The organism is Streptomyces sp. NPDC006925 (assembly GCF_042869575.1).
Classification (GTDB): Bacteria; Actinomycetota; Actinomycetes; order Streptomycetales; family Streptomycetaceae; genus Streptomyces.
Genome location: NZ_JBIAGB010000025.1, coordinates 78,101 through 104,970 on the forward strand (window position 1 = coordinate 78,101; position 26,870 = coordinate 104,970).

25 protein-coding genes and 1 tRNA gene are annotated in these 26,870 nt (G+C 73.2%); 11 read left to right on the top strand and 15 right to left on the bottom strand.

Translation table 11 applies throughout. The annotated features are described in order from the left end of the window. The first annotated feature begins 94 nt into the window (after positions 1-94). A complete protein-coding gene (locus ACFYNS_RS26525; RefSeq protein WP_388605420.1) occupies positions 95-3,514 on the top strand; it encodes a S41 family peptidase in 3,420 nt (1,139 codons plus the stop codon). A gap of 99 nt (positions 3,515-3,613) precedes the next feature. Further along, positions 3,614-3,841: a hypothetical protein gene (locus ACFYNS_RS26530; protein WP_388605422.1), complete on the top strand. Its 228-nt coding sequence runs from the start codon at positions 3,614-3,616 to the stop codon at positions 3,839-3,841. Between the two features lie 289 nt (positions 3,842-4,130). Here the strand turns inward: ACFYNS_RS26530 and ACFYNS_RS26535 are convergent, their stop codons facing one another. Genes ACFYNS_RS26535 through ACFYNS_RS26545 form a run of 3 tightly spaced genes read right to left on the bottom strand, consistent with a single transcriptional unit; the run spans position 4,131 to position 7,620 of the window. Next, positions 4,131-5,021, bottom strand: coding sequence for an SDR family oxidoreductase (locus tag ACFYNS_RS26535; protein WP_360292198.1), 891 nt, complete (start codon positions 5,019-5,021; stop codon positions 4,131-4,133). After that, positions 5,018-5,980 carry an alpha/beta hydrolase gene (locus ACFYNS_RS26540; RefSeq protein WP_360292200.1) on the bottom strand — a complete coding sequence of 321 codons (963 nt, stop codon included), beginning with the start codon at positions 5,978-5,980 and terminating at the stop codon, positions 5,018-5,020. The genes ACFYNS_RS26535 and ACFYNS_RS26540 overlap by 4 nt, the downstream gene beginning before the upstream one ends. Continuing rightward, positions 5,977-7,620, bottom strand: coding sequence for a flavin-containing monooxygenase (locus tag ACFYNS_RS26545; protein WP_388605425.1), 1,644 nt, complete (start codon positions 7,618-7,620; stop codon positions 5,977-5,979). The genes ACFYNS_RS26540 and ACFYNS_RS26545 overlap by 4 nt, the downstream gene beginning before the upstream one ends. 211 nt (positions 7,621-7,831) lie before the next feature. On the opposite strand from ACFYNS_RS26545, the gene ACFYNS_RS26550 reads away from it, so the two are divergent. Further along, on the top strand, positions 7,832-8,671 hold the full coding sequence (locus ACFYNS_RS26550) for a MerR family transcriptional regulator (RefSeq protein WP_360292206.1): 840 nt from the start codon (positions 7,832-7,834) through the stop codon (positions 8,669-8,671). On the opposite strand, the gene ACFYNS_RS26555 is transcribed toward ACFYNS_RS26550, so the two are convergent. The 3 genes from ACFYNS_RS26555 to ACFYNS_RS26565 all read right to left on the bottom strand — a co-directional run bounded on the left by ACFYNS_RS26555 (position 8,612) and on the right by ACFYNS_RS26565 (position 11,883). Beyond that, on the bottom strand, positions 8,612-9,868 hold the full coding sequence (locus tag ACFYNS_RS26555; RefSeq protein ID WP_388605428.1) for a cytochrome P450: 1,257 nt from the start codon (positions 9,866-9,868) through the stop codon (positions 8,612-8,614). The two genes, ACFYNS_RS26550 and ACFYNS_RS26555, sit on opposite strands and share 60 nt — an antisense overlap. Positions 9,869-9,978: 110 nt before the next feature. Then, the gene (locus tag ACFYNS_RS26560) at positions 9,979-10,905 is read right to left on the bottom strand and encodes an alpha/beta fold hydrolase (protein ID WP_388605430.1); all 927 of its coding nucleotides are present in this window, start codon (positions 10,903-10,905) and stop codon (positions 9,979-9,981) included. 174 nt (positions 10,906-11,079) lie between these two features. Then, entirely contained in the window at positions 11,080-11,883 is an 804-nt protein-coding gene (locus tag ACFYNS_RS26565) for an exodeoxyribonuclease III (RefSeq protein ID WP_360292215.1), read from the bottom strand. A gap of 455 nt (positions 11,884-12,338) precedes the next feature. Between ACFYNS_RS26565 and ACFYNS_RS26570 the strand changes: the two genes are divergently transcribed. Then, complete coding sequence (locus tag ACFYNS_RS26570) at positions 12,339-12,851, top strand: GNAT family N-acetyltransferase (RefSeq protein WP_360292218.1); 513 nt, start codon at positions 12,339-12,341, stop codon at positions 12,849-12,851. 34 nt (positions 12,852-12,885) lie between these two features. Here the strand turns inward: ACFYNS_RS26570 and ACFYNS_RS26575 are convergent, their stop codons facing one another. Continuing rightward, positions 12,886-13,656: a hypothetical protein gene (locus ACFYNS_RS26575; protein WP_360292221.1), complete on the bottom strand. Its 771-nt coding sequence runs from the start codon at positions 13,654-13,656 to the stop codon at positions 12,886-12,888. A 195-nt stretch (positions 13,657-13,851) separates the two neighbouring features. Here ACFYNS_RS26575 and ACFYNS_RS26580 point away from each other — a divergent pair, with 195 nt between their 5' ends. The 3 genes from ACFYNS_RS26580 to ACFYNS_RS26590 all read left to right on the top strand — a co-directional run bounded on the left by ACFYNS_RS26580 (position 13,852) and on the right by ACFYNS_RS26590 (position 15,859). Further along, positions 13,852-14,466: a DUF1269 domain-containing protein gene (locus tag ACFYNS_RS26580; RefSeq protein ID WP_360292224.1), complete on the top strand. Its 615-nt coding sequence runs from the start codon at positions 13,852-13,854 to the stop codon at positions 14,464-14,466. Positions 14,467-14,604: 138 nt separating this feature from the next. Beyond that, positions 14,605-14,931 carry a multidrug efflux SMR transporter gene (locus ACFYNS_RS26585; protein ID WP_360292227.1) on the top strand — a complete coding sequence of 109 codons (327 nt, stop codon included), beginning with the start codon at positions 14,605-14,607 and terminating at the stop codon, positions 14,929-14,931. A gap of 382 nt (positions 14,932-15,313) precedes the next feature. Continuing rightward, positions 15,314-15,859, top strand: a complete 546-nt coding sequence (locus tag ACFYNS_RS26590) for a hypothetical protein (RefSeq protein WP_360292230.1) — start codon at positions 15,314-15,316, stop codon at positions 15,857-15,859. Here the strand turns inward: ACFYNS_RS26590 and ACFYNS_RS26595 are convergent. After that, positions 15,838-16,683 (bottom strand): alpha/beta hydrolase, encoded by an 846-nt coding sequence (locus ACFYNS_RS26595; RefSeq protein ID WP_360292233.1) that lies wholly within the window; start codon positions 16,681-16,683, stop codon positions 15,838-15,840. The two genes, ACFYNS_RS26590 and ACFYNS_RS26595, sit on opposite strands and share 22 nt — an antisense overlap. A 96-nt stretch (positions 16,684-16,779) precedes the next feature. Here ACFYNS_RS26595 and ACFYNS_RS26600 point away from each other — a divergent pair, with 96 nt between their 5' ends. After that, positions 16,780-17,187, top strand: a complete 408-nt coding sequence (locus tag ACFYNS_RS26600) for a MerR family transcriptional regulator (protein WP_388605443.1) — start codon at positions 16,780-16,782, stop codon at positions 17,185-17,187. A gap of 152 nt (positions 17,188-17,339) precedes the next feature. Here ACFYNS_RS26600 and ACFYNS_RS26605 read toward each other — a convergent pair whose 3' ends face one another. Continuing rightward, positions 17,340-18,317 carry a putative RNA methyltransferase gene (locus ACFYNS_RS26605; protein ID WP_388605434.1) on the bottom strand — a complete coding sequence of 326 codons (978 nt, stop codon included), beginning with the start codon at positions 18,315-18,317 and terminating at the stop codon, positions 17,340-17,342. 437 nt (positions 18,318-18,754) lie between these two features. On the opposite strand from ACFYNS_RS26605, the gene ACFYNS_RS26610 reads away from it, so the two are divergent. The 3 genes from ACFYNS_RS26610 to ACFYNS_RS26620 all read left to right on the top strand — a co-directional run bounded on the left by ACFYNS_RS26610 (position 18,755) and on the right by ACFYNS_RS26620 (position 21,851). After that, positions 18,755-19,585 (top strand): DUF2637 domain-containing protein, encoded by an 831-nt coding sequence (locus ACFYNS_RS26610; RefSeq protein ID WP_360292242.1) that lies wholly within the window; start codon positions 18,755-18,757, stop codon positions 19,583-19,585. A 432-nt stretch (positions 19,586-20,017) separates the two neighbouring features. Further along, positions 20,018-21,487 carry an MFS transporter gene (locus ACFYNS_RS26615; protein WP_388605445.1) on the top strand — a complete coding sequence of 490 codons (1,470 nt, stop codon included), beginning with the start codon at positions 20,018-20,020 and terminating at the stop codon, positions 21,485-21,487. 208 nt (positions 21,488-21,695) lie between these two features. Next, positions 21,696-21,851, top strand: a complete 156-nt coding sequence (locus ACFYNS_RS26620; RefSeq protein WP_360292247.1) for a hypothetical protein — start codon at positions 21,696-21,698, stop codon at positions 21,849-21,851. Between the two features lie 253 nt (positions 21,852-22,104). Here the strand turns inward: ACFYNS_RS26620 and ACFYNS_RS26625 are convergent, their stop codons facing one another. The 6 genes from ACFYNS_RS26625 to moaC form a co-directional block, all read right to left on the bottom strand. Next, positions 22,105-22,602: a hypothetical protein gene (locus ACFYNS_RS26625; RefSeq protein ID WP_388605436.1), complete on the bottom strand. Its 498-nt coding sequence runs from the start codon at positions 22,600-22,602 to the stop codon at positions 22,105-22,107. A gap of 329 nt (positions 22,603-22,931) precedes the next feature. Beyond that, positions 22,932-23,005 (bottom strand) — tRNA-Ala (locus ACFYNS_RS26630). Positions 23,006-23,089: 84 nt separating this feature from the next. Further along, complete coding sequence (glpR, locus tag ACFYNS_RS26635) at positions 23,090-24,700, bottom strand: gephyrin-like molybdotransferase receptor GlpR (protein WP_388605438.1); 1,611 nt, start codon at positions 24,698-24,700, stop codon at positions 23,090-23,092. 153 nt (positions 24,701-24,853) lie between these two features. Continuing rightward, the gene (locus tag ACFYNS_RS26640) at positions 24,854-25,483 is read right to left on the bottom strand and encodes a GNAT family protein (protein WP_360292262.1); all 630 of its coding nucleotides are present in this window, start codon (positions 25,481-25,483) and stop codon (positions 24,854-24,856) included. Continuing rightward, positions 25,480-26,187: a molybdenum cofactor biosynthesis protein B gene (locus tag ACFYNS_RS26645; protein ID WP_388605440.1), complete on the bottom strand. Its 708-nt coding sequence runs from the start codon at positions 26,185-26,187 to the stop codon at positions 25,480-25,482. The genes ACFYNS_RS26640 and ACFYNS_RS26645 overlap by 4 nt, the downstream gene beginning before the upstream one ends. Next, positions 26,184-26,699 (bottom strand): cyclic pyranopterin monophosphate synthase MoaC, encoded by a 516-nt coding sequence (gene moaC, locus ACFYNS_RS26650; RefSeq protein WP_276475848.1) that lies wholly within the window; start codon positions 26,697-26,699, stop codon positions 26,184-26,186. The genes ACFYNS_RS26645 and moaC overlap by 4 nt, the downstream gene beginning before the upstream one ends. Between the last annotated feature and the right edge of the window lie 171 nt (positions 26,700-26,870).

The following is a 26,870-nucleotide window of genomic DNA, read 5'->3' on the forward strand; positions in this document are numbered from 1 at the left end:
TGTCAATCGACGCTCGCTCGCACCCGCAGGATGAGTCCGCACCGGGACATGTGGGGCACATCACAACTTGCCCGGCCGCAAATCCCCCCGAACCATGGGAAAGGTGACCGACGACGGCGCGTATCTCCGCTATCCGCATCTGCACGGCGAGCTGCTCTGCTTCACCACCGAGGACGACCTGTGGGCGGTCCGGCTCCCGGAGCCGGGGGCACCCTCGGGGCGGGCCCGGCGACTGACGGTGGACCGCACCCGGATCAGCCACCCCCGCTTCTGCCCTGCCGGGGAGCGCATCGCCTACGTCAGCTGGCGCAGCCTGGACCCGGAGATCCACCTGGTCTCCGTCCGCGGGGGCGCGTCCCGGCGGCTGACGTACTGGGGGGCGACCGACACCCGGGTGCGGGGCTGGACCCCGGAGGGCGACGTCCTGGCGGTGGCCTCGCACGGGGAGCCCTTCGCGCACCGGGCCTGGGCCTACCGGGTCCCGGTCGACGGCCCGGACGGACCGCCCGCGGGCCGACCGGACTCCTCCTGCCCCGGCAGCAGACTGCCGTGGGGACCGGTGTCGGACATCGCGGTGGCCGAGCAGCGCGGCGAGCGCCGCACGCTGCTGCTGACCGGGACGCCGCCGCACGAGCCCGCGAGCTGGAAGCGGTACCGGGGCGGCGCGACGGGACGGCTGTGGCTCCAGGGGGAGCGACTGCTGCCCGGCCTCGACGGACACCTGGACTCGGTACTGCTCGTCGGGGACCGGATCGCCTTCCTCTCCGACCACGAGGGCGTCGGCAACCTCTACTCCTGCCGCCCGGACGGCACCGACCTGCGGCGGCACACCGATCACGACGCCTTCTACGCCCGGCACGCGGCCACCGACGGACGGCGGGTGGTCTACCAGTGCGCGGGGGAGCTGTGGCTGGTCGACGACTTCGCCCACGCGGCCCGGCCCCGCCGCCTCGACGTCCGCACCGGCAGCCAGCGCGCCGGCCGCCGCCCCTACCAGGTGCCCGCGGGCGCGCATGTCACCTCGCTGGCCGTCGACCCCACCGGCCGGGCGGGCGCGGTCGGGGTACGCGGCAGCCTGTACTGGCTCACCCACCGCGACGGCCCGGCCCGGGCCCTCGCGGACGCCCCCGGGGTACGGGTGCGGCTGCCCACCATGCTGGGCGACACGGGGCGGATCGCCTACGTCACCGACGCGGAGGGCGAGGACGCGATCGAGATCGCCGATCTGCCCCGCGCCTCCCGCCCCCGGCCCGCCTACCGGATCGCGGCCGGACGGCTGGGGCGGGTGCGGGAGCTGGTCGCCGCGCCGTCCGCCGAGCGGCTGGCCGTCGCCACGCACGACGGGCGGCTGCTGCTGGTCGACGTGCCCGGCCCGGAGGAGACCCCGGAGGCCGCCACGGAGCCCCCGGAGGCCGCCGGGGACGGCACGGCAGCCCCCGGCGCGGACGGGGCGGTCCCGGACGCGGCGGTCCCGGAGCCCGCGATCAGCGAGGTCGTGCGGTCCGCCAACGGCCCGGTGCACGATCCGGCCTTCTCCCCCGACTCCCGCTGGCTGGCCTGGGCGCACCCGGGGGTGGGCCGCTCGCTGTCCTGCATCCGGCTCACGAAGGTCGCCGAACGGGACGGCGCCGCAGCGGGCGAGTGCCCGATCCTGGACGTCACGGACGGACGGTTCGAGGACGAGCAGCCCGTCTTCACCCGCGACGGCCGCTACCTGGCATTCCTGTCCTGGCGCGGCTTCGACCCGGTCTACGACGTGCACACCGGCGACCTCTCCTTCCCGCTGGGCTGCCGTCCGTACCTGGTGCCGCTCTCGTCCGCGACGCTCTCCCCCTTCGCGCTGACCCCGGAGGGGCGCCCGGCCGCGGGCGGGCTGGACCCGCAGGACCGGCAGGACGGCGAGGAGGAGGGCGGCGGGACCCCGGTACTGGTGGAGGCGGAGGGGCTGGCCAACCGCGTCACGCCGTTCCCGGTGACGGCCTCGAAGTACGGGGCGCTGTGCCCGGTGGCCGGGGGCGGGCTGATCTGGCTGCGCTACCCGATCTCCGGCGCGCTCGGCGAGACCTTCGCCAACCCGGCCGACACCTCCGGCCGCCCGACGCTGGAGCACTTCGACCTGACCACCGCCAAGCGCACCGAACTCACCAGCGACATCGACTGGTTCGCACCCAGCGGCGACGGCACCCGGCTGGTCGTCAACGACGAGGGACTGCTGCGGGTGGTCCCCGCCGACCAGCGGGCCGACGCGGACACCACCACCTTCATCGACCTGCGCCGCATCCTGCACGACGTCGATCCCGCGGCCGAGTGGCGGCAGGCGTACGCGGAGGCGGGACGGCTGGTGCGGGCCTACTTCTGGGATCCGGGGATGAGCGGCGTCGACTGGACGGCCGTCCTGGAGCAGTACCGGCCGCTGATCGAACGCGTCGCCACCCCGGACGAGTTCGCCGACCTGCTGCGCGAGGTGCTGGGCGAACTGGGCACCTCGCACGCCTACGTCACCCCGGCGCGGCGCGACGAGGGGCCGCCGCACTACCAGCGCCCCCTCGGCTTCCTGGGCGCCGATCTGATCCACACCCCGGAGGGCGACTGGCAGCTCGCCCGGATCCTGCCCGGCGACTCCTCCGACTCCCGGGCCCGCTCCCCGCTGGCCGGCTCCCCGGTGCGGGAGGGCGCGGTGCTCACCCACGTCGACGCGCGCCCCGTCGACCCGGTGGCCGGCCCCGCACCGCTGCTGGCCGCGGCCGGCGGCACCACCGTCGAGCTGACGCTCCGGCAGGCGGGGCCGCGGCGGGTCGCGGCCGTCCCGCTGATCGACGAGCGTCCGCTGCGCTACCAGGACTGGGTGGCCCGGCGCCGGGACGTCGTCCGCGAGCTGAGCGACGGCGCCTGCGGCTATCTGCACATCCCCGACATGGGCGGCTCCGGCTGGGCGCAGTTCAACCGGGATCTGCGGCTGGAGGTCTCCCGGCCCGGGCTCATCGTGGACGTCCGGGGCAACGCGGGCGGGCACATCAGTGAGCTCGTGCTGGAGAAGCTCACCCGCACCATCCTGGGCTGGGACCTCACCCGCGACGCGCAGCCGGTCACCTACACCGGCGACGCGCCGCGCGGCCCGGTGGTCGCCGTGGCGGACGAGGCGACCGCCTCCGACGGCGACATGATCATCGCCGCGTTCCGGCTGCTGGGCCTGGGTCCGGTCGTCGGGGCCCGCACCTGGGGCGGCGTCGTCGGGATGACGGGCCGGCACCGGCTCGGCGACGGCACCGTGATCACGGTGCCGATGAACGCCGCATGGTTCGAGGGGTACGGATGGTCGGTGGAGAACCGCGGGGTCGAGCCGGACATCGAGGTCCTGCGCACTCCGCTGGACTGGGCCGAGGGCCGCAGCTCCGTGCTGGGCACCGCCGTACGCACCGCCCTCGACCTGCTGGAGAGGCACCCCGCCCGGACCCCGCCCGGATACGGGGACGCCCCCGACCGCTCCCGCCCCCCGCTCCCGCCGCGCCCCTGACCGACAGGATCGGATGTCGTTTTTGTGTGCCATGCGGCTTATGGGATCGCGTGGCAGGGTGGAGAGTGCCCGTGCGTACACACGTCCGAAGGAGTGACGATGGGTCTCGCAGACCAGTTCAAGTCCAAGGCCGAGCAGCTCCGGCACAAGAGCGACAAGTCCTCGTCCGGCGACCGCAAGCACGGCGGCGGCCACAAGCACGGCGGCGACCGCAAGCACGGCGGCGACCGCAAGCAGAGCAGCGGCCAGGACGCCACCGACAAGGCGCAGGAGCTGAAGGACAAGGCCCAGCAGCGCGCCCAGGAGTGGAAGGACAAGAACCACTGAGACAGCGGGCGGCCCACCCCCGCCCGGCGGAAAGCTCTCCGCGGGCCCGGTGGTGCACTGCCCCGGCCGCCGCCTCGGCGTCCCGCGGCTTCCTGCCCCCGCGACGGCGGCAGGAAGCCGCGGCACGTCGGAGTGCCGGTACGGCCCGGCCCGTCAGCCGGGCGCCGACCCCGGCCTCCACCCCGGCAGGACAGCCACCCGCACCCCGGACAGGCGGCGGCCCCGCGGGCCGCCCCCGCCCCGCCGGGGCAGCGGAGCCGAGCCCGTCAGCGCCCCACGCGGCCTCGCGTCAGCGCCCCGCGCGGGCCTTCTCGTCCGCCTCCCCGCCCGCGCCGACGAGCCCGGTGGCCACCCCGCCGGAGGACTCCAGCCGGGCGGCGACAGCCTTCATCTCGCGCTGTCCGAGCGGGCCGCCGATCAGCGGGGCCAGATAGCCGCGGATGCCCTGCATCCCGCGCAGCCACCACTGCCCGTACACGTGCGGGGAGCGGCGCTCGATGCCCGCGACGAGCCGGTCGACGGCCGGGCCCAGCGGGTAGGTCTTGTTGGTGGGCCACGGCAGCCGCTGCCGTACGTCGCGCATCACCTCGTCCGCGTCCGCGCCGCGCACCATGTCGGTGTCGGTCCAGCTCAGATAGCCGACGCCGACCCCCACTCCCTTGTGCCCGACCTCGGCGCGCAGACTGTGCGCGAACGCCTCCACGCCGGACTTGGAGGCGCAGTACGCCGTCATCATCGGCGCCGGGGTGATCGCCGCGAGCGAGGCGATCTGCAGGAAGTAGCCGCGCGACTCCTGCAGTACGGGCAGGAAGGCCCGGCCGGTGACGGCGCCGCCGATGAGGTTCACCTCGATGACCCGGCGCCAGGCGACCGGGTCGGAGTCCATGAACGGACCGCCCGCCGCCACCCCGGCGTTGGCGACGACGATGTCGACCTTCCCGAAGTGCGCCTTGACCTCGCGTGCGACCCGGGCCATCGCCTCGTGGTCGGTGACGTCGGCGTGCCAGTGCGCCGATTCGGTGTGCAGGGACGCGTTCACCCGCTCCAGTTCGTCCGGCTCCAGCCCGACGAGGGCGATCCTGGCGCCGCGTGCCGCCATCTTCCGTGCGAGCAGTGCCCCCACGCCGCGTGCCGCGCCCGTGATGACGGCGACCTGCCCCTCCAGTGCGACCCTGCTCATGCGCTCTTCTCCTTCTTCTTCGACGGCTTCGCCGTGCGCCCGGCGGTGGCGAGGTGGTCCCGGGCGAGCCCGGCCAGGACCGCGGCGACCGTCCCGGGCTCCTCCAGCGGCGTCATGTGCCCGCGCCCTTCGAGCTGGTGCACGCCCGTGCAGTCCGGCAGCAGAGCCGCCATCCGGTGGGCGTGCGGGAGCGGGGTGAGGCGGTCGTGGGTACCGACGACGACGGCGGTGGGCGCGGCCAGGTGCGGGACCTTGGCCGACAGGTCGAGCCCGGCCAGCACCCTGCCCCACGCCGACCGCACCCGGGTGGGGCAGGCGTGCGCGATGCGGGCGGTCGCCTCGACGGCGTCCCGCTCGGCGCGTGGCCCGAGCGTGCCGTAGGCGAGGGCCTTGCGGGTCAGCGGGGTGACGGGCCCCAGCGGCGCGGACGAGCCCAGCAGCGCGCGGTGCGCGACCGCACGCACCCGCTCCGAGCGGAACGGCAGCACCCGGGCCTGCCCTGTCAGATGCTGCGCTCCGGTGCTGCACAGCAGCAGCGCGGCGCCGTGCTCGCGCAGCCGCTGCCGGTCCGCCGCTGCCATGATCGTCATGCCGCCCATCGAGTGACCGCCGATGACGGCGCGCTCCCCCGGCTCCAGCGCCGTCTCCAGGACGGCGCACAGGTCGTCGGCGAGCATGGCGGTGCTGCACGCCATCGGGGTCGCCGGCGCCGGGCTGCGGCCGTGCCCGCGCTGGTCGTAGACCACGACGCGGTGGCCGCTCGCTGTCAGGTCCCGGATGACCGGTGCCCAGAACAGTGTCGAGCAGGTCCAGCCGTGGGCGAGGACGACCGCGGGGTCGCCGGCCCGGCCGTGCACCTCGACGGGGAAGCGCACCCCGTCCCCGGAGCGCGCCGTCAGCTCGCGTGCCGGCGCGGGCGGCGCGTAGCGCCCGGTGAGTCCCTTCAGAATGCTGCTCATCGCACGTCCTCCGCAGTGTCGCGGCGGGTCGCGGCGGCGCTGCCGCTCCGCGCCGCAGTGGGCAGGTCCTCCGCCGCGTGGAAGGCGCCGGTGGCCGCGCCCCGGCTCGTGCTCCCCGCGAGCAGCGGCGCCTTGCGGCGGGCCGCACCCCCGCCGCCGGGGCGCAGCACTTCGTACTCCTCCAGCCACACCTCCCGGGTGGCCTTGCGGAACTCGGCCGTGGTGCCGGGCCACACGGCCACCGGGCGGCCCTGCGCGTCCAGATACCAGCTCGTGCAGCCGGTCTCCCACACGCTGGAGGCGATACGTTCGCGCAGCTTGGCGTTGTAGGTGTGCTGCGCGATCGGCCGGACGTCCAGTGCGGCCTTGTCGCCGCCGCCGAGGGTGTCCAGCTTCCGCACGTAGTCGACCAGGTAGTTCAGCTGCGCCTCGATGATCAGCACCATCGAGCTGGTGCCCAGGCCGGTGTTCGGCCCGATGACGAACAGGAAGTTGGGGAAGCCGGCCACGGTCGTCCCGCGCAGCGCGTTCATCCCGTCCTCGGCCCAGGCCTCGGCGAGCGTCTCCCCGTCGGCGCCCTTGACCAGGTGGGCGAGCGGCATGTCGGAGACATGGAAGCCGCTGCAGAAGACCACCGCGTCGACCTCCACCTCGCGGCCGTCCGAGGAGACCAGCGTGTTGCCGCGGACCTCCTTGAGGCCCGAGTCGACGACGTGCGTGTTGGGCTGCGCGAGCGCCGGGTAGTAGTCGTCGGACAGCAGCGTGCGCTTGCAGCCGACGCGGTAGTCCGGCGACAGCTTGCGGCGCAGCTCGGGGTCCTTGACGGCGCGCTTCATGTGCAGCTTGGAGATCTTCTCCACGGCGGGCAGCAGATTCGGGTAGTTGGCGAAGACCTGCGTCTCCAGCTCCCGTACGCCCCACAGCGCGAAGCGGCGCAGCTTCTGGGTGGCGGGGAAGCGGGCGTGCAGTTTCCGCTCGGTGGCGCTGATGCGGCGGTCGTTGCGCGGCAGCACCCAGGCCGGGGTGCGCTGGAAGACGGTCAGCTCGTCGACGACCGGCTGGATGGCGGGGATGATCTGGATCGCCGAGGCGCCGGTGCCGATCACCGCCACCCGCTTGCCCCGCAGGTCGTAGTCGTGGTCCCAGGTGGCCGAGTGGAAGACCTTCCCCTCGAAGGAGTCCAGGCCGGGGATGTCGGGCAGCTTGGGCTCGGAGAGCGGGCCGGTGGCGGAGACGACCAGGTCGGCCGTCAGTGTGCCCGTCGGAGTCTCCACCCGCCAGTGCAGCTCCTCCGCGTCCCAGCTCAGCTGCTGCACCTCGGTGTTGAAGCGGATGTGCTGGCGCAGCCCGAAGGTGTCGGCGACCTGCTCCAGGTAGGCGCGGATGTCCGGCTGGGGCGAGAAGCTGCGCGGCCAGTCGGCGTTGGGCGCGAAGGAGAAGGAGTACAGGTGCGAGGGGATGTCGCACGCGCATCCGGGATAGGTGTTGTCGTGCCAGGTGCCGCCGACGGCTTCCCGGCGCTCCAGGACGACGAAGTCCGTCACCCCCGCGCGGCGCAACCGCACGGCGGCGCCCAGGCCGCCGAACCCCGTGCCGATCACCGCCACCCGTACGTGCTCCTGCTCGTGCTCGGCCGCCATGCCGCCGCCTCCCGGATCTGTCGCGTGCTGCGTCGTGGGTGTCGCGTCCTGCCGCGCTCGCGCACTGCGGACCCCAAACCATGCCAGTAATCACTGGCATGGTCTCCGAGAGTAGGGCAGTCGCATACTCATGGGTAGGGGTCGGCGCGAGGAAAGTTACCGGCGGTCGCACCGAGGCGGCCGTCCCCGGCGTCCGCCTAGGCTGGGGGACGTGGCGAGCGCGAACGAGCAACACACGACGGACGGAGCCGGCCAACCCGCCGGGGACCCGGCCGGTGGGCCGACCGCCGGGCAGCGGGAGTTCCGCGCACACCAACTGGCGGAAGCCGCCGGAATCACCACCCGCACCCTGCGCTTCTACCGCGAACGCAAACTCCTCCCGCCACCCCGCCGCGAGGGCCGCATCGCCTGGTACGACGAGCACCACCTCGCGCGGCTGCGCAGCATCACCGCACTGCTGGCCCGCGGCCACACCCTCGGCGGCATCGCCGACCTCCTCGACGCCTTCGAGAAGGGCCGCGACGTCCGCACCGCCGCCGAGGTCATGGGCCTGGAGAGCGCAGTGGTCACCCCCTTCTCCGAGGAGATCCCGGTCCGGCTCACCCCGGAGGAACTCGCCGACCGCTTCCAGGGCGAGGTCACCCCCGAGAATCTGGCCGACTCCCTGGACCTCGGGTACGTCGCCGTCGACGGCGACGAGTTCGTCCACACCAGCCGCCGTCTGCTGGACGGCTCCGCCGAACTGGTCGCCAAGGGCATCCCGCTGGCCGACGTACTGGCCGCGGCCCGCGAACTGCGCACCCAGACCGACGAGATCGCCGCCACCTTCGCCCGCCTCTTCCGCACCCACCTGCTGCCCCGGCAGCAGTCCACCGACCCGGCCGAACTGAACGACCTGCTCACCCAGTTGGCACCGACCGCCAAACAGATCGTCGAGGCGGAACTGGGCCTGGCCATGGACCGGCGGGTACGCGCCGAGCTGGAGGACTGGCTAGGCACCGGAGAGCCGGACCGGAAGCGCCTTGATCCCGTGGATGAAGTTGGAGACTAGCCGGCGCACCTGCCCGGCCCCCTCCCCCTGCGGCAGCAGCTCGTACGGCGGCAGCAGCCGCGCCGCCTCCTGGTGCAGAACACGCAGCTGGAGGCGCGCGAAATGGGCACCCATGCACACGTGCGGACCCGCACCGAACGCCACGTGCGGATTGTGCGCACGGGCCAGATCCAGTGTGTGCGGCGCTTCGAAGACCCGCTCGTCATAGTGGGCGGACCCGTGGAAGACCACCACCTTCTCGCCCGCTCCGACCCGCTGCCCCGACAGTTCGAGATCCCGGACCGCGGTGCGCCGGAAACTGAGCACCGGGGTGTGCCAGCGCAGCAGCTCCTCCACCGCCACCGCCTGCGCCCGCACCTGCCCGGCTCGCACCAGCTCCCGCAGGGTGCGCTGGGCACGCGGATGCTCCGCCAGTGCGAGCAATCCGCCCGGGGCGGCACTGCGGACCGTGTCGTTGCCCGCGACCGTCAGCAGGAAGAAGAACATCTCCAGCTCGGCACCCGTCAACTCGTGTGCCAGCGCGGTCATGACATCGTCCGCCGGATGCGCCCGCTTGTGGGACGCCAGCCGGCGCGCGTAGTCGAACATCTCCTGGAGCATGGCCGGCGACCGCGGATCGGCCGGACGGCCGTCCGGACCGAGCACGGTACGAGCCTGCTCCGGGTCCTGGTAGCCGATGATCCGCTCGGTCCACTCCAGCAGCAGCCCACGGTCCCCGGCAGGCACCCCCAGCAGGTCCGCGAGGTTGAGCAGCGCGAAATCGTCGGTGACGGCAGCCACCAGATCGCAGCTCCCCCGCGCCCGGGCCTGCCGCACCGCCCCCGCCAGCAGTCTGCGCGCCCGCTGCCGCACCTGGGCCTCGAACCGCTCCACACGGCGCCGGGTGAAGGCACGGCTGACCAGAGTGCGCAGCCGGTTGTGGGCCGGCGGATCCTGGTTGAGCATCATCCGGCGGATGAACGGCAGATCCTCCGCCGCCGGATCGCGGATCTGGGTGGCGCCCTCGTACGAGGAGAAGTCACCGGGCGAACGCAGCACCCGCAGCACGTCCGCGTGCCGCGTCACCGCCCAGAAGCCCGGCCCCGCGGGCCAGCCCAGCACCTCGTACTCCTCCTGCCAGGCCACGGGCTCGTCGTCCCGCAGCGCACGGAACACCTCGTGCGGCAGCCCGCGCGCGTAGCGGCGCGGATCGAACACGTCCCGGTCGGGGACCGGTGTGCCGAGGCCCGGGGCGGGTTGTGGGGCGGGTTCCGGAGGGGCAGGAGCCGGGGCAGGGCCCGGTGCACCGGGTTCCGGGGCGGCGCCGCTCACGCGCCCTCCCGCCCGCGCGGAGCGCGGACCCCGCCGGGACCGCCGCCCGGACCGCCGCCCGGGGCCTCGCCGGGCTGCCCGTCGGCGCGCAAGAAATCCTCCACCGCCCGGACGGTCTCCAGCGGCGTCTCGTCGAGCGGATAGTGACCGGCCGCGGGCAACTCCACCAGTTCGGCGGCCGTGTACCAGCGCAGCCATGTGGTGCGGACCACCTCGGCCGACAGCACCGGGTCACCGTCCCCGACCACCAGCCGCACCGGCACCCGGCAGCCCCGCACCTCCCCGTGGAAGTCCTCCAGCGCCCAGGAGTCCAGCCAGCGGCGGAACGCGGCCGGATCGCTGCACGCAACCGAGCGCTCGACCATCAGATCCAGCCAGGCGTCAGGGCGGCGGTTACCCGTGGTGAAGTCGATGATCGCCCTGCGGTTGGCCGGGCGCCGCGCGGCCTCGGCGAACAGCTCCCACTGCTCGCCCCGCAGCGGCACCCCGCTCGCAGGCACCGGCGCGATGCCCACCATCCGCCGCACCCGCCCGGGCGCCGCCAGCACGACCCGCTGCATCACGGCCGCGCCCATCGAGTGCCCGACCAGGGAGAACCGCTCCCAGCCGAGCGCGTCCGCCAGCGCCAGCACGTCCCGCGCGGCCTCACCCGCCGTACAGGCGCCCGGAATGTCCCGCGCCTCGCCGTAGCCGCGCAAATCGGGAACGGCGTAGCTGAACGTGGCACGGTCGAGCACGTCGAACACCGGCGCATAGGCACGCCGGTCCGCGAACCAGCCGTGCACGGCAATCACATGGTGCGCACCGTCACCGATCCGGGTGGCGGGCAACGGGACGGCAGCGGCATCCGCCCCCGCCCCGTCCGCTCCCGTCCCATCCACTCCTGTCCCGTCCTCGGCTCCGCACTCCGCGGCAGCGTCCATGGCGGCCTCCCCTGGGGACGGCGGGGCCCTCGCCCCACCGGCTCCACGGTGGCCCGGCCCGCACCGACGGCACAAGACCACGGCACCCGCCGACGCACCGGCCACGCGGCGGTGTCACGAACTCCCCGACGGGCGGCCGGGGAGAGGCGCATCCCGATGCGGAAGCAGCCGCGCTCAGGCCCCGTAGTCGACGGTCACCGGCGCATGGTCGCTCCACCGCTCGGCGTGCGTGGCGGCCCGCTCCACGTACGCCTTCACCGCGCGCTCGGCCAGACCCGGTGTGGACATGTGGTAATCGATCCGCCATCCCGTGTCGTTGTCGAAAGCGCGCCCCCGGTACGACCACCACGAGTACGGGCCCGCGACGTCCGGATGGAGCGCGCGGACGACATCCGTGCAGCCGCCGTCCTCCGGGTCGAGGACGCGGGAGAGCCAGGCGCGCTCCTCGGGCAGGAACCCGGAGCTCTTCTTGTTGCCGCGCCAGTTCTTCAGGTCGGCCTCCTGGTGGGCGATGTTCCAGTCGCCGCAGACCAGCACCTCACGCCCGGCCGCCGCCGCCCGCTCACGCAGATCACGCAAGTAGGGCAGGAACGCCGTCATGAAGCGCTCCTTCTCGTCCTGCCGCTCGGTGCCGACCTCCCCCGAGGGCAGATACAGGCTCGCGACCGTCAGACCGGGCAGGTCCGCCTCCAGGTACCGGCCCGATTCCTCGAACTCGGGTGCGCCGAAGCCGACCCGCACACTGTCGGGCTCCCGGCGGGTGAGCAGCGCCACACCGGCCCTGCCCTTCGCGGAGGACGGCGCCCAGAAGGCGTGCCATCCCTCCGGGTACCGCACTGCCTCGGGCAGCTGCCCGGGCTCCGCGCGGACCTCCTGGAGGCAGACCACGTCCGCGTCGGTGGCCGCCAGCCACTCCGCGTACCCCTTCTTCGCCGCGGCCCGCAGCCCGTTCACGTTGACCGTGCTCACCTTGTGCACAACATGCTCCTCATCGGTACGCGCATCCTTCGCACCATATGCCGCAGTGGCCTCCGAGCGACCGTGCCACTGACGCCGCCCCACGCCTCCGACGCCTGCCCTCGGCGGAGGGCTGCCCTGCCTGTGACTGACGACACGGAGCAAGCGTGATCGGGGCATGCCCAGCCGATGCACCCCACCGACCGCACGGACAAGGCACTGTGCTGCCTTTTGGTGAGCAACGGCCCGGATGTCGTCGCACGCTGTGTCGTAGCGGACTGCCACAGCGGCCTAGTCCGGGTACACGCCTCCCGTGAAGCCGTCAGCGCGGCCGGCCGGCGGTTCAGTGTTGTCGGTGGCGTCACCGGTCCGCGGAAGCCGCGGGCACAGGTCGGAGGGCAGGAGCCGGGCGGGGACCGTTCCGCAGCGGCCGACCGGCCGATCCCTCGCGCGTCCACCCGCTCTACGATGCCCGCATGCAGATCGTTCCCGTCGGTTACGACCACCCGGACGCCCGGAAGCTCAGTGACCTCGTGCTCCAGGAGTACGCGCTGCGCTACGGCGACCCGGAAGGCGACGCGACGCCGCTGGACCCGTCGATGTTCCAGCCGCCGCGCGGTCTGTATCTGCTGGCCTACGACGCGCAGCAACGGCCGGTCGCGACCGGCGCCTGGCGCGCGCGGGACGCCGCGCACGGGCCGGACGAGGAGGACGAGAACTACGCGGACGGCGACGCCGAGCTCAAGCGGATGTTCGTCGTGCCCGAGGCACGCGGCCAGGGCCTCGCGCGCCGGATCCTGGCGCTGCTGGAGGACGACGCGCGGGAGGCGGGCCGCACCCGTGTGGTGCTGGAGACCGGGCTCCAGCAACCGGAAGCCATCGCGCTGTACACGTCATCGGGATATGTCCCGGCCCCGGCGAAGTTCGGCCACTACCGGTTCCACACGGAGAGCCGCTGCTTCAGCAAACCGCTGCGCGGAACCGACTGACCGCACCGGGTCACCGCTCCGGCCGACAACCCGGTCAACAGAGGGGCGCGGCGCCCTCCCCGGTCACATCCCCGAACCCGGTCACGTCCCCGGTCACACCTCTGGCGAAGTCGGCGGCCTGCGCGATGCCGATCTCCTCGACCGAGACGACCCGCACCCCGGGCCCCACGGCGTCGGGGCCGCCCCCGGCCAGCCGCCCGGTCAGTGCCCGACCGGGCGGCAGCTCGATCCACCGGTCGGCACCGGTCTCCCGCAAGGCCGCCGTGACGGCCTCGTGCCGGACCGGCAACGCGACGGAGCGGGCCAGGTCGTCGAAGACACCGTTGGTGTCGCCGTGCAGGCACAGACCGCTGGTGCCGGCCACGTAGGGCAGCGTGTGCGCACGCCGCTGCACCGTTGCCAGGTGCTGTGCCATCCGGATGCCCAGATCGTGCGGGGGCTCCTCCGCCCGCTCCAGGAGTTCGGCACGCAGCCGCACCGCCCGCAGCGCCTCCGGGAAGGTGAGCAGCCCAGCGACGACGGCCGCCGCGTAGCCGCCGAGCCCGTGGCCCGCCACCGCGGCCGGTAGGACCTCCTCGTCCTCGACCAGCGCTCTGGCGCCGGCCACCCCGGCGACCAGCAGGCTCACGTGCCGCGCCACCTCGGACCCGGCCAGCGCCTCGGCGGTGTCCAGCTCCGCGACCCCTCCCGGATGGCCCCACTCGGCCTCGGCCAGCACGGTCGCCGAGGCGGCCGTGTCCGGCAGCCGGTGCAGCATGCCGGCCCGCAGCGAGTCCGGGCCGGGGAAGAGGAACGCGACGCTCATGGGGCCACCCTCGCCCGCCGCACCCCGCCGGTGCCAGTCGCAGCACCGTACGGATCGCGCGGCGGAGCGCGGCACCGGACGGGACCGGCCGAAGAACCGGGCCGCCGGCGCTGTCGTCGGGGCGAACCCGCAGGTCGCGCGGGTGCTGCCGGACTGGGGATGCCGGAGCCCGCGAGAGCGCGGATCGTGGGTCGTATGACGGAATACATCGTGTGCGCCGACTTCACCGACCGGGGAACCGGAGCGGCACAGCACGCGCTGGAGAAGCTGGAGCGTGCGCACAGCCGGGGCGCGCTCGACCTGCGGGAGGCCCGGGTGATCAGCCGGGACCCGAACGGGCACGCCGAGATCGTCGGCGAGGTGGACCACATCAGCGGCGCCGCCGGGTTCGCCGTCGGCAGCCTCGTCGGTGCGCTGGTGGGCCTGGTGGGCGGGCCGCGGGGTGCCCTGCTCGGCTTCACCACCGGGGGCCTGATCGGCGGCGGCCACGACGCCCGCCGGGTCGTGGAGACGAACGAGGGGCTGGAGGAGCTCACCGCGGAGATTCCGCCCGCGAGCACGGTGGTGGTGGCCGATGTGAAGGAGACCTCCACCGGTGCCGTGCGGGAGGCGCTGGGACCGGGTGTCAGCCACTATCTCGCGGCTGCGGTGCGTCAGGAGGTCGAGGACATCCTCTCGAAGCCCCAGTCGTGTCCCAACGCCTCTGACGCGCCCACCGGATCCGCTACCACCGGCCACGACACAGGGCGCTTCGGCGAGGGCGAGAAGGAGCGGGCGAGCGGCCGCGAGACGCACTGGTGGCGGCGCTAGCGGAGGGCCGAAACGCGGGCGACGGGGCCGGCGGTTGGGGGAATGGCGCCCGGGGCCCGCGACGGCGGCAGGAGCGCCGAGTCCGGACGCCGGGTCCCCGGTGGCATCGGCAGGGCGCGCGGAGCGAGGGAGTACCGGATGGGCCTGGCGTGGGGCGTTTTGATCGTCTCCGGGTGCCTGGAGACGCTGTGGGCGACCGCTCTGGAGGCGTCGGACACTTTCCACCGGCTGTGGCCCTCGGTGCTCTTCCTGGTCGCGCTCGCGGCCAGCATGGCGGGCCTGTCGTACGCCGTCTCGCAGATTCCGCTGGGCACCGCGTACGCGGTCTGGGTGGGGATCGGCGCCGTCGGTACGGCGGTCTACGGGATGGCCGTGCTGGGGGACGCGGTCTCCGCGGCACGGCTGGTGTGCCTGCTGCTGATCGTCGGCGGAGCTGTGGGGCTGAAGCTGCTGCCGTCAACTTGACCGACCACTTCTGGTCCTCCTCCTTCACCGCCTCCTGCGGCGGCGCATCGGCCGTGGTGAAGGAGTACATCGAGAGCCAGAAACGCCCTGGCCGAGGTCGACAATGCAGATCAGCGCACCCGCGCGGGTCACAACAGCGTTGAGAGGCGATTCTCCCGGAGGTGAACACCCGGGGTTCCTCGCCAGATTTCACTGAACGGGCCCTGCCGCCTCTCCGCGGCGCCCGGAGCGTGCCTCTGGGCGCCCTGGACGCCAATGGCCGGACCACTCGGGGACCTTGTTTACATGCCCCTGCCATGCCGCTACGTTGACGCCCGACCACCGCCCCCGACACTCCGCGAGTCGTGCACCCCCACCCCGTCCCTCGGGAAGGCAGGCACCCATGAGACCCACTCGCCACGCTCGGACCGGACTCCTCGGCGCCGCGGCGGCCGCCGCACTGGCGCTGACCGCGCCGGTGAACGCGCAGGCGGCACAGGCGTCCCCCGCGACCCCGCAGAGCCCCGCGCAGGCCGCCGGGAGCCCGCAGCTCCTCGCGAAGCTGACCCACTCCCAGGCGACGTCCATCTTCCGGTCCGCCGGGATCACCTGGACATCCAGCGGCGGCTGTTCGGATCGGAACAACCCCACCTGCACCTCCTTCCAGGGGCTCCGGTCGCAGACCGCGGACGGCGCCGTCACCCTCAAGAGGGCGTCCGGCTGCGCGGTCCGGCTGACCGGCGGCACGGAGACCGGGCACGCCTCCGGCACCTACAGCCACTGGAACGGCTACAAGCTCGACATGTCCCTCTCAAGCTGCCTGGACAACTACATCACCGGGGCCTTCACCTCCATCGGCGGCTCCAAGTGGAAGTCGGCCTCGGGCAACATCTACTACCGCGAGGGCAACCACTGGGACGTCACCTACTACAACTGCGGCGGCTGCTGAGCGGTCTGCCCTGCGCCCTCCGGCAGCCCGGCGAGGAACTCCCGCACATGCCCGAGCCACACCTTGCGGTCCTGCTCGCCCAGGACGTGGGCGCCGCCCGGAATCTCCACCAGGGCGGCGTCCGGGAGGGCGGCGGCGAGCCGGCGGGAGCTGTCGGGGAGGACGAGGCGGTCACCGGTGGGCACCGCCACCAGAGCCGGCACCCGGATGCCCGCGAGGTCGCCGCGTACGTCGGCCCTGCGCACCAGGTCGAAGTGGTCCACCGCGCCCGGCGGCATCCCCTCCCGGGTCGCCGCGACAGCGTCCTCCAGCGCCTCGGCGGTGAGTTCGCCGAGGTCGCCGTCCGACAGCGCTGCGTGGGTGGCGACACGCGCCACCGCGTCCCACTCCCCGGCCCGCCCCAGGCGGGTCACGAGGGAGGCGGCGAAGTCCAGGAACGGATCGGCCACCGCGAACCCGGCGGTCAGGACGAGCCCGGTCACCCGCTCCGGATGCCGCGCCGCGGCCCGCAGGGCGACCACCGTCCCCAGGGACTCCCCCAGCACGGTGAAGTCCTCGTGCCCCCGCGAGACCGCGGCCTCCACGACGGCGTCCACCAGCGTGTCCAGGTCGAGCGGCTCCCCCGCCCGGGGCGTGCCTCCGGCACCCGGGTAGTGCGGTCCGATCAACGTGTGAGCGGACGCCAGATCGTCCAGTACGTGCCCGAAGTTGGCTTCGATCCCTCCGCCCGCGCCGTGTGCGAGCAGCAGCGCGGGACCGCTGCCCTGTACGTGTACGTCCAGGGACGGGAATGCGGCCGCAGCCGCGGTGTGCTTCTCGGTCATGTCCCAGAAGCTAAACTCCGACATCAGTGTCAGAGTCAAGCCGCGTTCGGAGCGGGATGCTTCCGGCGGCTCCGAGGAGGCGAACAGGCCGTGCGGATGAAGGAGATGGTGCGCCGCACCGGCGTCCACGAACGGCTGCTGCGCTACTACGAGAAGCAGGGCCTGCTGAGCCCGCAGCGGCTGCCCAGTGGCTACCGCGAGTACAGCGAGACGGATGTCGACACGGTGCGCCGGGTGCGCTGCCTGCTGACAGCGGGACTGTCGACCTCGGCGATCGCGCAGATCCTGCCGTGCCTGCGGGACGAGGGTGATCGCCTCGTCCCGACCTGCCCGGACCTGGTGGGGCAGTTGCTCGTCCAACGCGAGCGGATGACCGCGGAGATCGAGGCCCTGCACACCTCACGCGGCCTGCTCGACGACGTCCTGGACGCCACCCCCGACCGCCTCAAGCGGGCCGCGGCGGCGAACGCCCCCGGAGAAGCGGGAGCGCCGCGGGCCGCGTAGCGGCAGCCACCGCGCGACGAACCGGGACGCGACAGACCGCCGAGCGGCCGACTGGAGCGCGAGGTCCCGGGGGACGACAGGCCAAGGCACGGCGAACGGAGACACGACGGTCAGCGCTCGCCGCGCCGGGGCGAACAGTGCGGTCCGAGCGGTCACCCGGCGGTGGGACCCGGCCGGTACACCGAGATGCCGAACGACGCGGTGGCCTGCGCCCCCTCCCCCAGTGCGGCGGCCCGCTCCCGCAGTTCCTCCGGCTCGACGTGCCGCGCGGCCGGTCCCATGCCGGCGAGGTTCGCCACGTCCGCGGAGGACAGGGCGAGGGGGTATTCCAGAGCCTCGGCCCGCTCCCGCACGAAGTGCCCCGACAGGGTGCGCTCCAGGCGCTCCTCCTTGTCCGGGTCGACTTCCAGCAGGCCCAGCGCGCCGCGCAGTTCCCGCAGATGCCGCTCGGTCGGCGTGACCACCAGCAGCACCCCGCGGGGTTTCAGCACCCGGCGGAACTCCCCGCCGTTGCGCGGCGCGAAGACGTTCAGCACGACGTCCGCGCAGCCGTCCCGGACCGGGAACGGCCGCCAGACATCCCAACTGGCCGCCCCCGCACGCGGGTGCGCCCGCGCAGCCCGGCGCAGTGCGTAGGTCGACGCGTCGAGGGCCAGCCCCACCGCGCCGGGCAGCGCCTCCAGAACGGCGGCGAGGTAGTGCCCGGTGCCCGCACCGGCGTCCAGCACCATGCCCCCTCCGCTCTCCGCGGGGAGGCCGAGCGAGGCGGTGATCCGGGCCAGCGCTCCGGTCAGCGGTCCGTAGTGTCCGGCCTCCAGAAAGGCCGTACGGGCCAGCACCATCGCCGGGCTGTCGGCGTTCGCGGTGCGCTTGGCCCCGGAGAGCAGGCTGACGTAGCCCTGTCGGGCGATGTCGAAGGTGTGCCGGTTCGGGCAGCGCAGCGATCGTTCCGCCGCCTCCAGGGAGGCCCCGCAGACGGGGCACCGCACCGCCTGGACCAGCGCCTCCCAGGGGCCACGGGGCTCCGGCTCGCGCCGCGCGGGCTGGTCGTGCGCATGACCGTCGCCGCGGCCGTCATGCGCTCGCTCTTCGTGCGTGTACGCGTCACGCGCGGCGGACGGTTCGGTCATGGGGCGACAGCTCTCTCGGACGGCGGGACCCCAGGCTACCGGCGTCCCGGAGAGCTGCCGCCGGCTCCTCGCCCGGCCGACGGAATCGCGCACCCGCCGCAACGTACGAGGAGACCACGCGCCGTACAGCGCGGCCGAAAATCCGGTGAACCGACATCCTGTACATCTCACCCTCTTCCGGCTGCGCCACGCAGGAGTGACATACGTGCGGAAAACCGCATACTCATAAGTCTGAGTACTGCACGCAGGGGTTTCCGCCGGCTGGAGCATTCGTTGTCCGGGATGTACCCGAGACGGTCACCCCCGTCATCCGCCTTCACTGGTCGGCGCGGACGACCGGGGCGACGCGGCGTCGGTCACCACCAAGGGCGTCATGCGCGTGCGGACCGGTCTCGACACAGTCGTCTGAACCTGCCCGCAGAGAAGAGAGTTCAGTCTTGACCGAGACGTCGCACTCGTACACGTCCTACGTACCCCCTGATCCGGACAACGGCTTCCCCGGGCAGAGAAAACCGGCTGAACGGGATGTGCACCCGGCCCACACCTGGGGGGCCGCTCCGGTCAGGAACGACGACGCTGTGCGACTGGACCCCACCGACACCGGGACCCTCGGGCTGACCCGCTTCGGCTCGCCGCACCCCGAGCGCGGCGAGCAGACCGACCACCACACGGACCTGGACGCCGAACTCGCCCGGTTCCTCGACACGGTCGAACAGGAGCGCCTCGCGGACTCCTCCGGCGTGGCCGCCCGGGCCCGGCACCGCAAGGAACGCCCCCTGGAGCGGGCGAAGCAGCAGCAACAACGGGGAGAACTGAGCTGGCGGCGGATCCTGAGCGCCTTCTCGGTCACACTCACCGCCATGATCGTCCTCCTGGTCAGCTTCCTGGGCGCCAAGGCGTCCTACCCGTCGCTCTACGACCTCGCCCAGGAGTCGGCACCCCCGGGCGTCGCGCACGCCTGGCCGCTGCTGATCTACGCCCCCTGGGTCGCGGCCACGCTCTCGATCCTGCGCACCCGGGCCTACCGCCGCCGTACGGTGCACTCCTGGCTCGTCGTCCTCTTCTTCGCCGCCGTCGCCTCCCTGCTGTGCGTCGCCGACGCCCCGCCGACCCCGGCGGGGATCGCGGTGGCCGGCCTGCCGCCCATCACGGCGCTGCTCTGCTTCCACCAGCTCGTCCGACAGCTCGACCTCCCCCCGGTCCCCACCCATCCCTCCCGGCACGCCCGCCCCACGCGCGGCACCAATCGCCACCGCTCGGCGGGCTGACCCCACCGCCCGCCGACCGGTGGCCGCGGCATTGTCGACCCCGGCGGCGGACCGCCGGCCTGGCACGCCCCCGCACCCCGCACCCCCGCGGTTCGTGTGCCACCGCCGGGCGGAAGCCCCTCCCCCGCGAGCCCGGACCATCCACTGCTGCCCGAGCGACTGCGGACCGGCGGGTAGGTGCGGTCACGCGGCAGGCGCCTGCCCCTCCGCGCACAGGCCGACCAGCACAGCTCACTCCCGGGCGTCGAACCGACTCGCACTAACGAAACGACAGTTCCTTTAAAAGCTCTCCCGTGCTACCTTCACAGGCATAACGGGACTGAGGTTCCGTTACCGGGACGTCACCCCTGCCCCGGGCCCACCCCAAAACCCGCCGCACCCGCCGCCGCAGCGGCTACCTGAAGAGGAAGTAGTGTCATGTCCACGACTAAGATGTCTCGGCCGCCCACACCGGCACCCGAAGTCAGGGAGGTCCCGGAACCGACGGCCGCGCCCCGGCAGCTCACCGGGCGGCTGAAGGTGGTCCTGGCCGTGCTGCTGGTCGCCCAGTTCATGCTGGCCGTCGACTTCTCGATCCTGAACGTCGCACTGCCCGCGATCGGTGACGGACTCGGCTTCCCCCTTGCCGACCTGCAGTGGATAGCCACCTCGTTCGCACTCGCCGCCGCGGGGTTCACCCTCTTCTTCGGCCGCATCAGCGACCTGGCCGGCCGCAAGAGGATCTTCATAGCCGGCCTCGCGCTGCTGGGCCTGTCCTCCCTCGCCGGCGGCCTGGCCACCAGCCCGGGGGTCCTCCTGGCCGCCCGTGTCGCCCAGGGCCTGGCCACGGCCGCCGCGACACCGGCAGGGCTCTCCCTGCTCACCACGGCGTTCCCCGAAGGCCCGCTGCGGCAGAAGGCGCTGGGCATCAACGGCGCTCTCATGTCCGCGGGGTTCACCACCGGCGCCGTCCTCGGCGGGGTGCTGACCGACCTGCTCTCCTGGCGCTGGGCGTTCCTCCTCAATGTCCCCGTCGCGCTCGCCGTCGTCCTCGTCGCACCCGTCGTCATCCGGGAGCCCGCACCTCCCGCCCGGCCCCGGCTCGACCTGCCGGGCGCCCTCACGGTCACCGGCGGTCTGCTCGCTCTGGTCCACGGCCTCACCCAGGCCGGCGAGCACGGTTGGACCGCCCCGCAGGCCGTGGCCGGCCTCGCCGCCGGTGCCGTGCTGCTGGCCGCGTTCTTCGTGATCGAGCGCAGGGTGGCCCAGCCGCTGGTCCCGCTCACGGTCCTGGGCCGCCGCAACGTCGCATGGGGGAACGTGCTCGGGCTCCTCGCCTTCGCCACCGAGACCTCACTGGTCTACCTGCTCACCCTCTACCTGCAGAAGGCACTCGGCTTCACGCCACTCGCCGCAGGCGTCACCTTCGGTGTCCTGGGCATCGGCACCGTCCTCGGCGGACTCGTCGCCCCCAAGGCCATCGCCCGGACCTCCACCCTGACCGCCCTGGTCGGCGGCGGCCTGCTGCAGGCGGTCGCCACCGCCACCCTCCTCTTCCTGGGCACCACCACCGGCGCCGCGCTGGGCCTGCTGCTGCCCGCCACATTCCTCGGCGGCGTCGGCAACATGCTCGTCATCGTCGGCTTCATGGTCACCTCGACCAGCGGCCTCCCGGACGCCGAACAGGGACTCGCCACCGGTCTCGCCTCGATGTCCCAACAGGTCGGCATCGCCATGGGCACGCCGATCATGTCCGCCGTCGTCACCACGGGCACCGCGGGCGCGACCACCGCCGCAGCGGTCCACCACGGCGTCACCACCGCCATCGCGGTCAACGCCGCGCTCGTCCTCCTCGGCACCGTCCTGGCCGCGCTCTTCCTCCGCACCCGCACCCGCACGCGGCAGGACGGGACGAACGCCTGACCCCGCCCCCGGCGAGACCGCGCCCCTGCCCGGACCTCCCGGCGCCCGGGGCCCCAGACCCCGGGCGCTCCGAGTCCCGGCACCTCCCGGGACCCAGGCGGCCGCACCGCCCGGCCACCCACTCACCGGGGGCACCGGGCGGCGGCACCAGCCGTGTCACGGAGCTCTTTTCACGCCACCGCACCTCACCCACCAGGAACTCCGACGTGTGTACCGACGAGGCCCCACCCCGGGTCAGGCAGCCGAACTCCTCCCGACGCTCCGCGCCATCGCCGCCGCCGACCTGCACATCCTCGTCCTCCAACGCGACTGGCGCCTCATCCCGGCCCTGCACACCCCGGACGCCGCCAGCGATCGGCCATGAACACGCCAGTCACGACTGGTGGGCTTCCCCGAGCGACGGCCCGGGCCGCGCCTCACCGTCGGCTGATCACGTCGCCCGCGAGAACGGACGTCACCTGCGGGCTCGTTCGGGCACCCGCATGGGAACCACCCCCGGAAACACCCGGGATCCCGCCCGATCGAGCAGAGCGAACGGGGTCTCGTCTGCGTCTGCAGGTACCCGATTCCTGCAACTGCCCCGGAAGGCGCGGCTGCGGCGCCCAAGCGATCGGTGATCACATAGGCGGGTCGGGTGTGTAGGCGTACACGCGGATCGGATCGAGGTGCAGTTCATGGGGGCCCATGCAGTCTGCCACGAGGGTGGCCAGGAGCGTTCCGCAGGCACATGCCATGTTGCGACCTCCGGTGCCGAGCGGCCCACAACACCCCCAGTGGACGCTCGAGGCCCCGGTCAACTGGACGGTGGACATGTCATCTGGATGAACGACGGCGGAATTCCGGGGCCCTGCGGACACCGTGTCGGTCATGTCGGGCGGCATCGGGAGGGCGCGGTTTCCGGAAGGCTTCGGGTGCTCACCGAGGTCCGGAGCCACAAAAGGTGCTCCCCACGGCTCGGGGTCGATGGCGTAGTGGCCGCGCGGGACGGTCGACGGCGCGAGCCAGGTCTTGCGGTCGCGGTCCCTGTCGCACACGGAGGCGTCGGGAACATCCGGAAGCTTCTGAAGATCCTGGCTGAGCTGGGCACCACACTTCGCACAATAGAAGACCGTCATATCGGCCGTTCTACCCCACTGCTCCAGTCGGCTACGACCGCGTTTCCACCTGATCCAGGAGCAGCACCGCCCTTCGAGGGCGTACGGCGGTGTGGATGATTCCCACAACTCCTGCGGCACAGCGGAATCGCCATCGCACGGGAGGGCTGCCCGCACCTCCCGCCCCGAGAAGACGCGCATGGCGCTGCGGAGCCCGGCAACCACCTCGGCAGCCCGCCGGCTCTCCCCGGCAAGCAATCAAGGACAGTCGACGCAGTTGCCGTCCTTCGTTGCGGTACGACGCGAAAAAGCCCCTGCCGGATGACTCCAGCAGGGGCTCTGACATGCGGTGGACCTGAGGGGATTTGAACCCCTGACCCTCTCGTTGCGAACGAGATGCGCTACCGGACTGCGCCACAGGCCCTTGCGACAGATGAAACAGTAGCACCCTCGCCGGGACGGGAGGAAATCCGTTCCCGCGCCTCCAGCGGAAGCGTCCACGGCGGACTCACTCGTTGGCGGCACGGGGTCGCTGTTCGCCTTCGTACTGGTCGAAGAGGGGGGTGCGGTCGCGGTCGGCGGTGCTTCCGTCCTCGGCGACAGGGCGCGGCTCGGCGGCGGGGACGCTGCTGGAGCGGGCCGAACTCCAGGCGTCGGGGGCCTCCAGATCGACGCCGCGCGTCGCACGGGGAGCGACCGGGGCACTGACGTAGGTGGGCAGCGGTACGGGCACCGGTTCCCAGCCCTCGCCCTCGGAGGAGTCCCGGTCCCGCGCGCGCTGCTGGTCGACCCACTCGGCGTGGTCGGTCTGCTCGACCAGTGCGCGGCGCTCTGCCGCCTCCTGCTGCTCGGCCCGGGTCAGGGCCTCCGGGTGCGCATCCGCACGGTCAGCAGCGGAGGCTTCCGGGTGGGCGCTGCTGTGCTCGTGTCCGTGCCGGGGCGCCGCGGTCTCCGGAGGGCTGCCGGCACGAGAGCGGCGCTCCTCGCGGGGATGCTGATCCCCGCCGCGGCGCCGCTCCTCGCGGCCGGGACCGCCGGTGCCCTCCGTACGCACCGGGAGGCCCGGCTCGGTGTCGGTGTGCAGCGCCTCGGCCCGGCGCCGGTCGGACGGTCCGGCGTCGTCGTACGGCCGCTGGGCGCGCAGACTGCGCGCCGCTGCTTCGGCGCGGCGCCGGTCCATGGTGAAGGCGAAGCGGCGCCGCTCCTGGACGCGGAGGTGGACGATGTAGACGCTCAGCAGGACGGCGGGGACGGCGGGGACCCACAGCAGGGCGAGCCCGCGGACGGCCGCCACGACCGTGCCCACGGTGAACGCGAGGAAGAGCAGCATCGTCGTGCGCCGCCGCCGCGCGAGCAGCTTGGCGCGCTTGGCCTGCTTGGCCCTCCGTCCCGCTCCCTGCGCGGTCCGGGAGGCCGCGGTCTGCGGGTGCGCCGGCCCCGCCCGCCCGGCCGCGCTCGTGCGGGAGCGGTCCGGACCGGCCCCGTCGGGCCCCTCCTGGTCGCGCCGGGGCTCCCCCGGGTGCTCCGAGGGGCGGCCCTGTGCCCTCGCCGGACCCGTCCCGGGACCTGCTCCCCCGGCCCCGTGCTCCGGCGCCTCGTGACCGCCATGCGCGGCAGTGCCAGGACCGCCGCTCAGGCGGCCGGGGCGGGCCGTTCCGGCGGGACGACCCTCCGCACGGTGAGCGTGCACCTCGGTCGGCGTGTCGGTGCCGGGGGCGCCGACCATGGTCTTGGGGTCGGCGAAGGCCCGGACGTCCACCGCTTGCTCGGTGGCGGCGTCCGGGTCGCTCCGGTACGCGTCACCGTCGGAGCCGTGCGCGGCGGAGGGGCCGGGCTCGTGCTCGGCGCCGCCTCTCCGTGCGTACGGGTCGTCGGCCGCCCACCCCTCGCGGACGCGGCGCCGTTCCGCCTCTCTGGCGTAGCGGCGCTCCATACCGGCCTTGCCGGACAGCAGCCGGATGGCGGTGCTGAAGCGTTCCGTCGGACGGGCTTCGTTCAACTCGTCCTGGCGACGAAGCCACATCGGCACCAAGTAGGCGGCCCAGGCCCCGACGATGACTGCGTAGATGAGGCCACTGCTGCTCACCCTCACACGGTAGAGGGGATTACGTGAGCCCATCTGCCAAACAGCCCGGCGTGTTGCACGATCTGGCCGATCCGTCGAACTTTTTTTGTGACCGACGGACCGGGACTATGCGGAATCGGCCGAGAAATGGCCGGAACGAGGGGGGCGGGAAACCTGTCTCTCCGACCGACCCCACAAATCGAACGTCTACTTTATTTCGGTGGAGTGGCCGGGTCTCGACCGGTGCCAGCGGGTCAGCAGGCCCTCCGGGACCTCCTCCACTGTCAGGGCGAACACCAGGTGATCGCGCCAGGCGCCGTCGATGTGCAGATAGCGCGGCCGGATTCCTTCCTCCCGGAAGCCGAGCTTTTCCACCACGCGACGGCTGGGGAGGTTCTCCGGGCGGATGCAGACTTCGACACGGTGCAATCCGACAGTGCGGAAGCAGTGGTCCACGACCAGCGCCACGGCCGTGGGCATGACGCCCCGTCCAGCCACCGCGCGGTCCACCCAGTAGCCGATATGGCCGGAGCACATGGAGCCCCAGGTGATGCCCGCTACAGTCAACTGCCCGACGAGCCGCCCCTCGTGCTCCACCACGAACGGCAGCATCCGGCCGGACTGCGCCTCGGTGCGCAGATGCCGCACCATCTGGCGGAAAGAGGGGCGGCGCGGCGGCAGATGACCGGGCGGTGCGGGCGGGATCGTGGCCTCCCAGGGACGCAGCCAGTCCCGGTTGCGCTGGTTGACCTCCCGCCAGGTGCGCTGGTCGCGCAACTTTATGGGGCGGAGGGTCGTGGGACCGTCCGCCAGCTCGACCGGCCATGGGGCGTTCAGCGGGCGTCGTCCCCTCTGTGTCCGCCGGACCGCCGCGGGGTGCCCGGCTCGGCAGAACGTTCCGGCTCTGTCGGGTGGTCGCCGCCGTGGACCTGGTCGACGGCATGCGGCAGCAGCCGGGCCAGAACGGCCAACCCGTCCTTGACGCCGCCTGTGGAGCCCGGAAGGTTGACGACGAGGGTGCGGCCGGCCACTCCCGCGACACCGCGGGAGAGCGCCGCCGTGGGGACCTTCGCCGCCCCCTCGGCACGAATGGCCTCCGGGATACCGGGAATCTCGCGCTCCAGGACGGAACGCGTCACCTCAGGGGTCCGGTCGGTCGGGGAGATGCCGGTGCCGCCGGTCGTCAGGACGACGTCGTAGCCCGCCGCCACCGCCTCCCGGAGCACCTCGCGGACAGGCTCGCCGTCCGGCACCACACGCGGCCCGTCCACGGCGAACCCCATGGCTGCCAGGCCCGCCACGAGCAGCGGCCCGCCCTTGTCCTCGTAGACGCCCGCCGAAGCACGGTTGGAGGCCGTCACCGCGAGGGCGCGGTACGGCCGCACAGAGGAGGAAGCGCCCGCGACGGGGCCGTGGGAAGCGCGGTGGCCGTGCGGCGGGGCCTCGCCCACGAGGTCGTGCGGAGCGGTCCGGTCCGCGTCGCGGTGGGCGGCGGCCCCCTCCCCGCGGCCGGGGGTCTCGCGGTGCTCGGGCCCGCTCACGCGCCCTCCTCGCCGGTCTCGTCGGAGCGCGGCTGCCGCGCCCAGTCCCCCGACGCTCCGCCCGCCTTCTCCTCGACTCCGACGTCCGTGATGACCGCGGACTTGTCCACGGCCTTCACCATGTCCACGACTGTCAGCGCGGCGACCGTGACTGCTGTGAGCGCTTCCATCTCGACACCGGTGCGGTCCGTGGTCCGTACCCTCGCCGCGATCTCCACGGCGTCGTCGGCGACCGCCAGGTCGACCTCGACCCCGGAGACGGCGAGCGGATGGCACAGGGGGATGAGTTCCGGGGTCTTCTTGGCGCCCATGATCCCGGCGATGCGGGCGGTCGCCAGAGCGTCTCCCTTGGGCACGCCCTCGCCCCGCAGCAGTGCGACCACCTGCGGTGCGACGAGCACCCGTCCGGTGGCACGGGCGGAGCGCGCGGTGACGTCCTTCTCGGACACGTCGACCATCCGCGCGGCCCCGGACGCGTCGACGTGGGTGAGGTGCTGCTGAGGGCTGGTCATGGTTCTCCCGGTCCTGTGCTGTGCCCGGACACGGTACCGGCAGCGGCCGGTGCGCGGTCTGCCGCGTCATGCCACGTTGACTTCCTCCCGGCCCTGAAGGACCGGGATTCCCATCTGCTCCCACACCGGCTTGTGATCGGGTGCGGGTCGCTCTGGGTGGGTTCCTGCTTC

What these genes read in the sequence shown, in the direction of transcription:
- ACFYNS_RS26525 (WP_388605420.1), top strand. Translation starts at nt 95, where the DNA reads ATGGGAAAGGTGACCGACGACGGCGCGTATCTCCGCTATCCGCATCTG.
- ACFYNS_RS26530 (WP_388605422.1), top strand. Translation starts at nt 3,614, where the DNA reads ATGGGTCTCGCAGACCAGTTCAAGTCCAAGGCCGAGCAGCTCCGGCAC.
- ACFYNS_RS26535 (WP_360292198.1), bottom strand. Translation starts at nt 5,021, where the DNA reads ATGAGCAGGGTCGCACTGGAGGGGCAGGTCGCCGTCATCACGGGCGCG.
- ACFYNS_RS26540 (WP_360292200.1), bottom strand. Translation starts at nt 5,980, where the DNA reads ATGAGCAGCATTCTGAAGGGACTCACCGGGCGCTACGCGCCGCCCGCG.
- ACFYNS_RS26545 (WP_388605425.1), bottom strand. Translation starts at nt 7,620, where the DNA reads ATGGCGGCCGAGCACGAGCAGGAGCACGTACGGGTGGCGGTGATCGGC.
- ACFYNS_RS26560 (WP_388605430.1), bottom strand. Translation starts at nt 10,905, where the DNA reads ATGGACGCTGCCGCGGAGTGCGGAGCCGAGGACGGGACAGGAGTGGAT.
- ACFYNS_RS26570 (WP_360292218.1), top strand. Translation starts at nt 12,339, where the DNA reads ATGCAGATCGTTCCCGTCGGTTACGACCACCCGGACGCCCGGAAGCTC.
- ACFYNS_RS26575 (WP_360292221.1), bottom strand. Translation starts at nt 13,656, where the DNA reads ATGAGCGTCGCGTTCCTCTTCCCCGGCCCGGACTCGCTGCGGGCCGGC.
- ACFYNS_RS26580 (WP_360292224.1), top strand. Translation starts at nt 13,852, where the DNA reads ATGACGGAATACATCGTGTGCGCCGACTTCACCGACCGGGGAACCGGA.
- ACFYNS_RS26585 (WP_360292227.1), top strand. Translation starts at nt 14,605, where the DNA reads ATGGGCCTGGCGTGGGGCGTTTTGATCGTCTCCGGGTGCCTGGAGACG.
- ACFYNS_RS26590 (WP_360292230.1), top strand. Translation starts at nt 15,314, where the DNA reads ATGAGACCCACTCGCCACGCTCGGACCGGACTCCTCGGCGCCGCGGCG.
- ACFYNS_RS26595 (WP_360292233.1), bottom strand. Translation starts at nt 16,683, where the DNA reads ATGACCGAGAAGCACACCGCGGCTGCGGCCGCATTCCCGTCCCTGGAC.
- ACFYNS_RS26600 (WP_388605443.1), top strand. Translation starts at nt 16,780, where the DNA reads ATGAAGGAGATGGTGCGCCGCACCGGCGTCCACGAACGGCTGCTGCGC.
- ACFYNS_RS26605 (WP_388605434.1), bottom strand. Translation starts at nt 18,317, where the DNA reads ATGACCGAACCGTCCGCCGCGCGTGACGCGTACACGCACGAAGAGCGA.
- ACFYNS_RS26615 (WP_388605445.1), top strand. Translation starts at nt 20,018, where the DNA reads ATGTCTCGGCCGCCCACACCGGCACCCGAAGTCAGGGAGGTCCCGGAA.
- ACFYNS_RS26625 (WP_388605436.1), bottom strand. Translation starts at nt 22,602, where the DNA reads ATGACGGTCTTCTATTGTGCGAAGTGTGGTGCCCAGCTCAGCCAGGAT.
- glpR (WP_388605438.1), bottom strand. Translation starts at nt 24,700, where the DNA reads ATGGGCTCACGTAATCCCCTCTACCGTGTGAGGGTGAGCAGCAGTGGC.
- moaC (WP_276475848.1), bottom strand. Translation starts at nt 26,699, where the DNA reads ATGACCAGCCCTCAGCAGCACCTCACCCACGTCGACGCGTCCGGGGCC.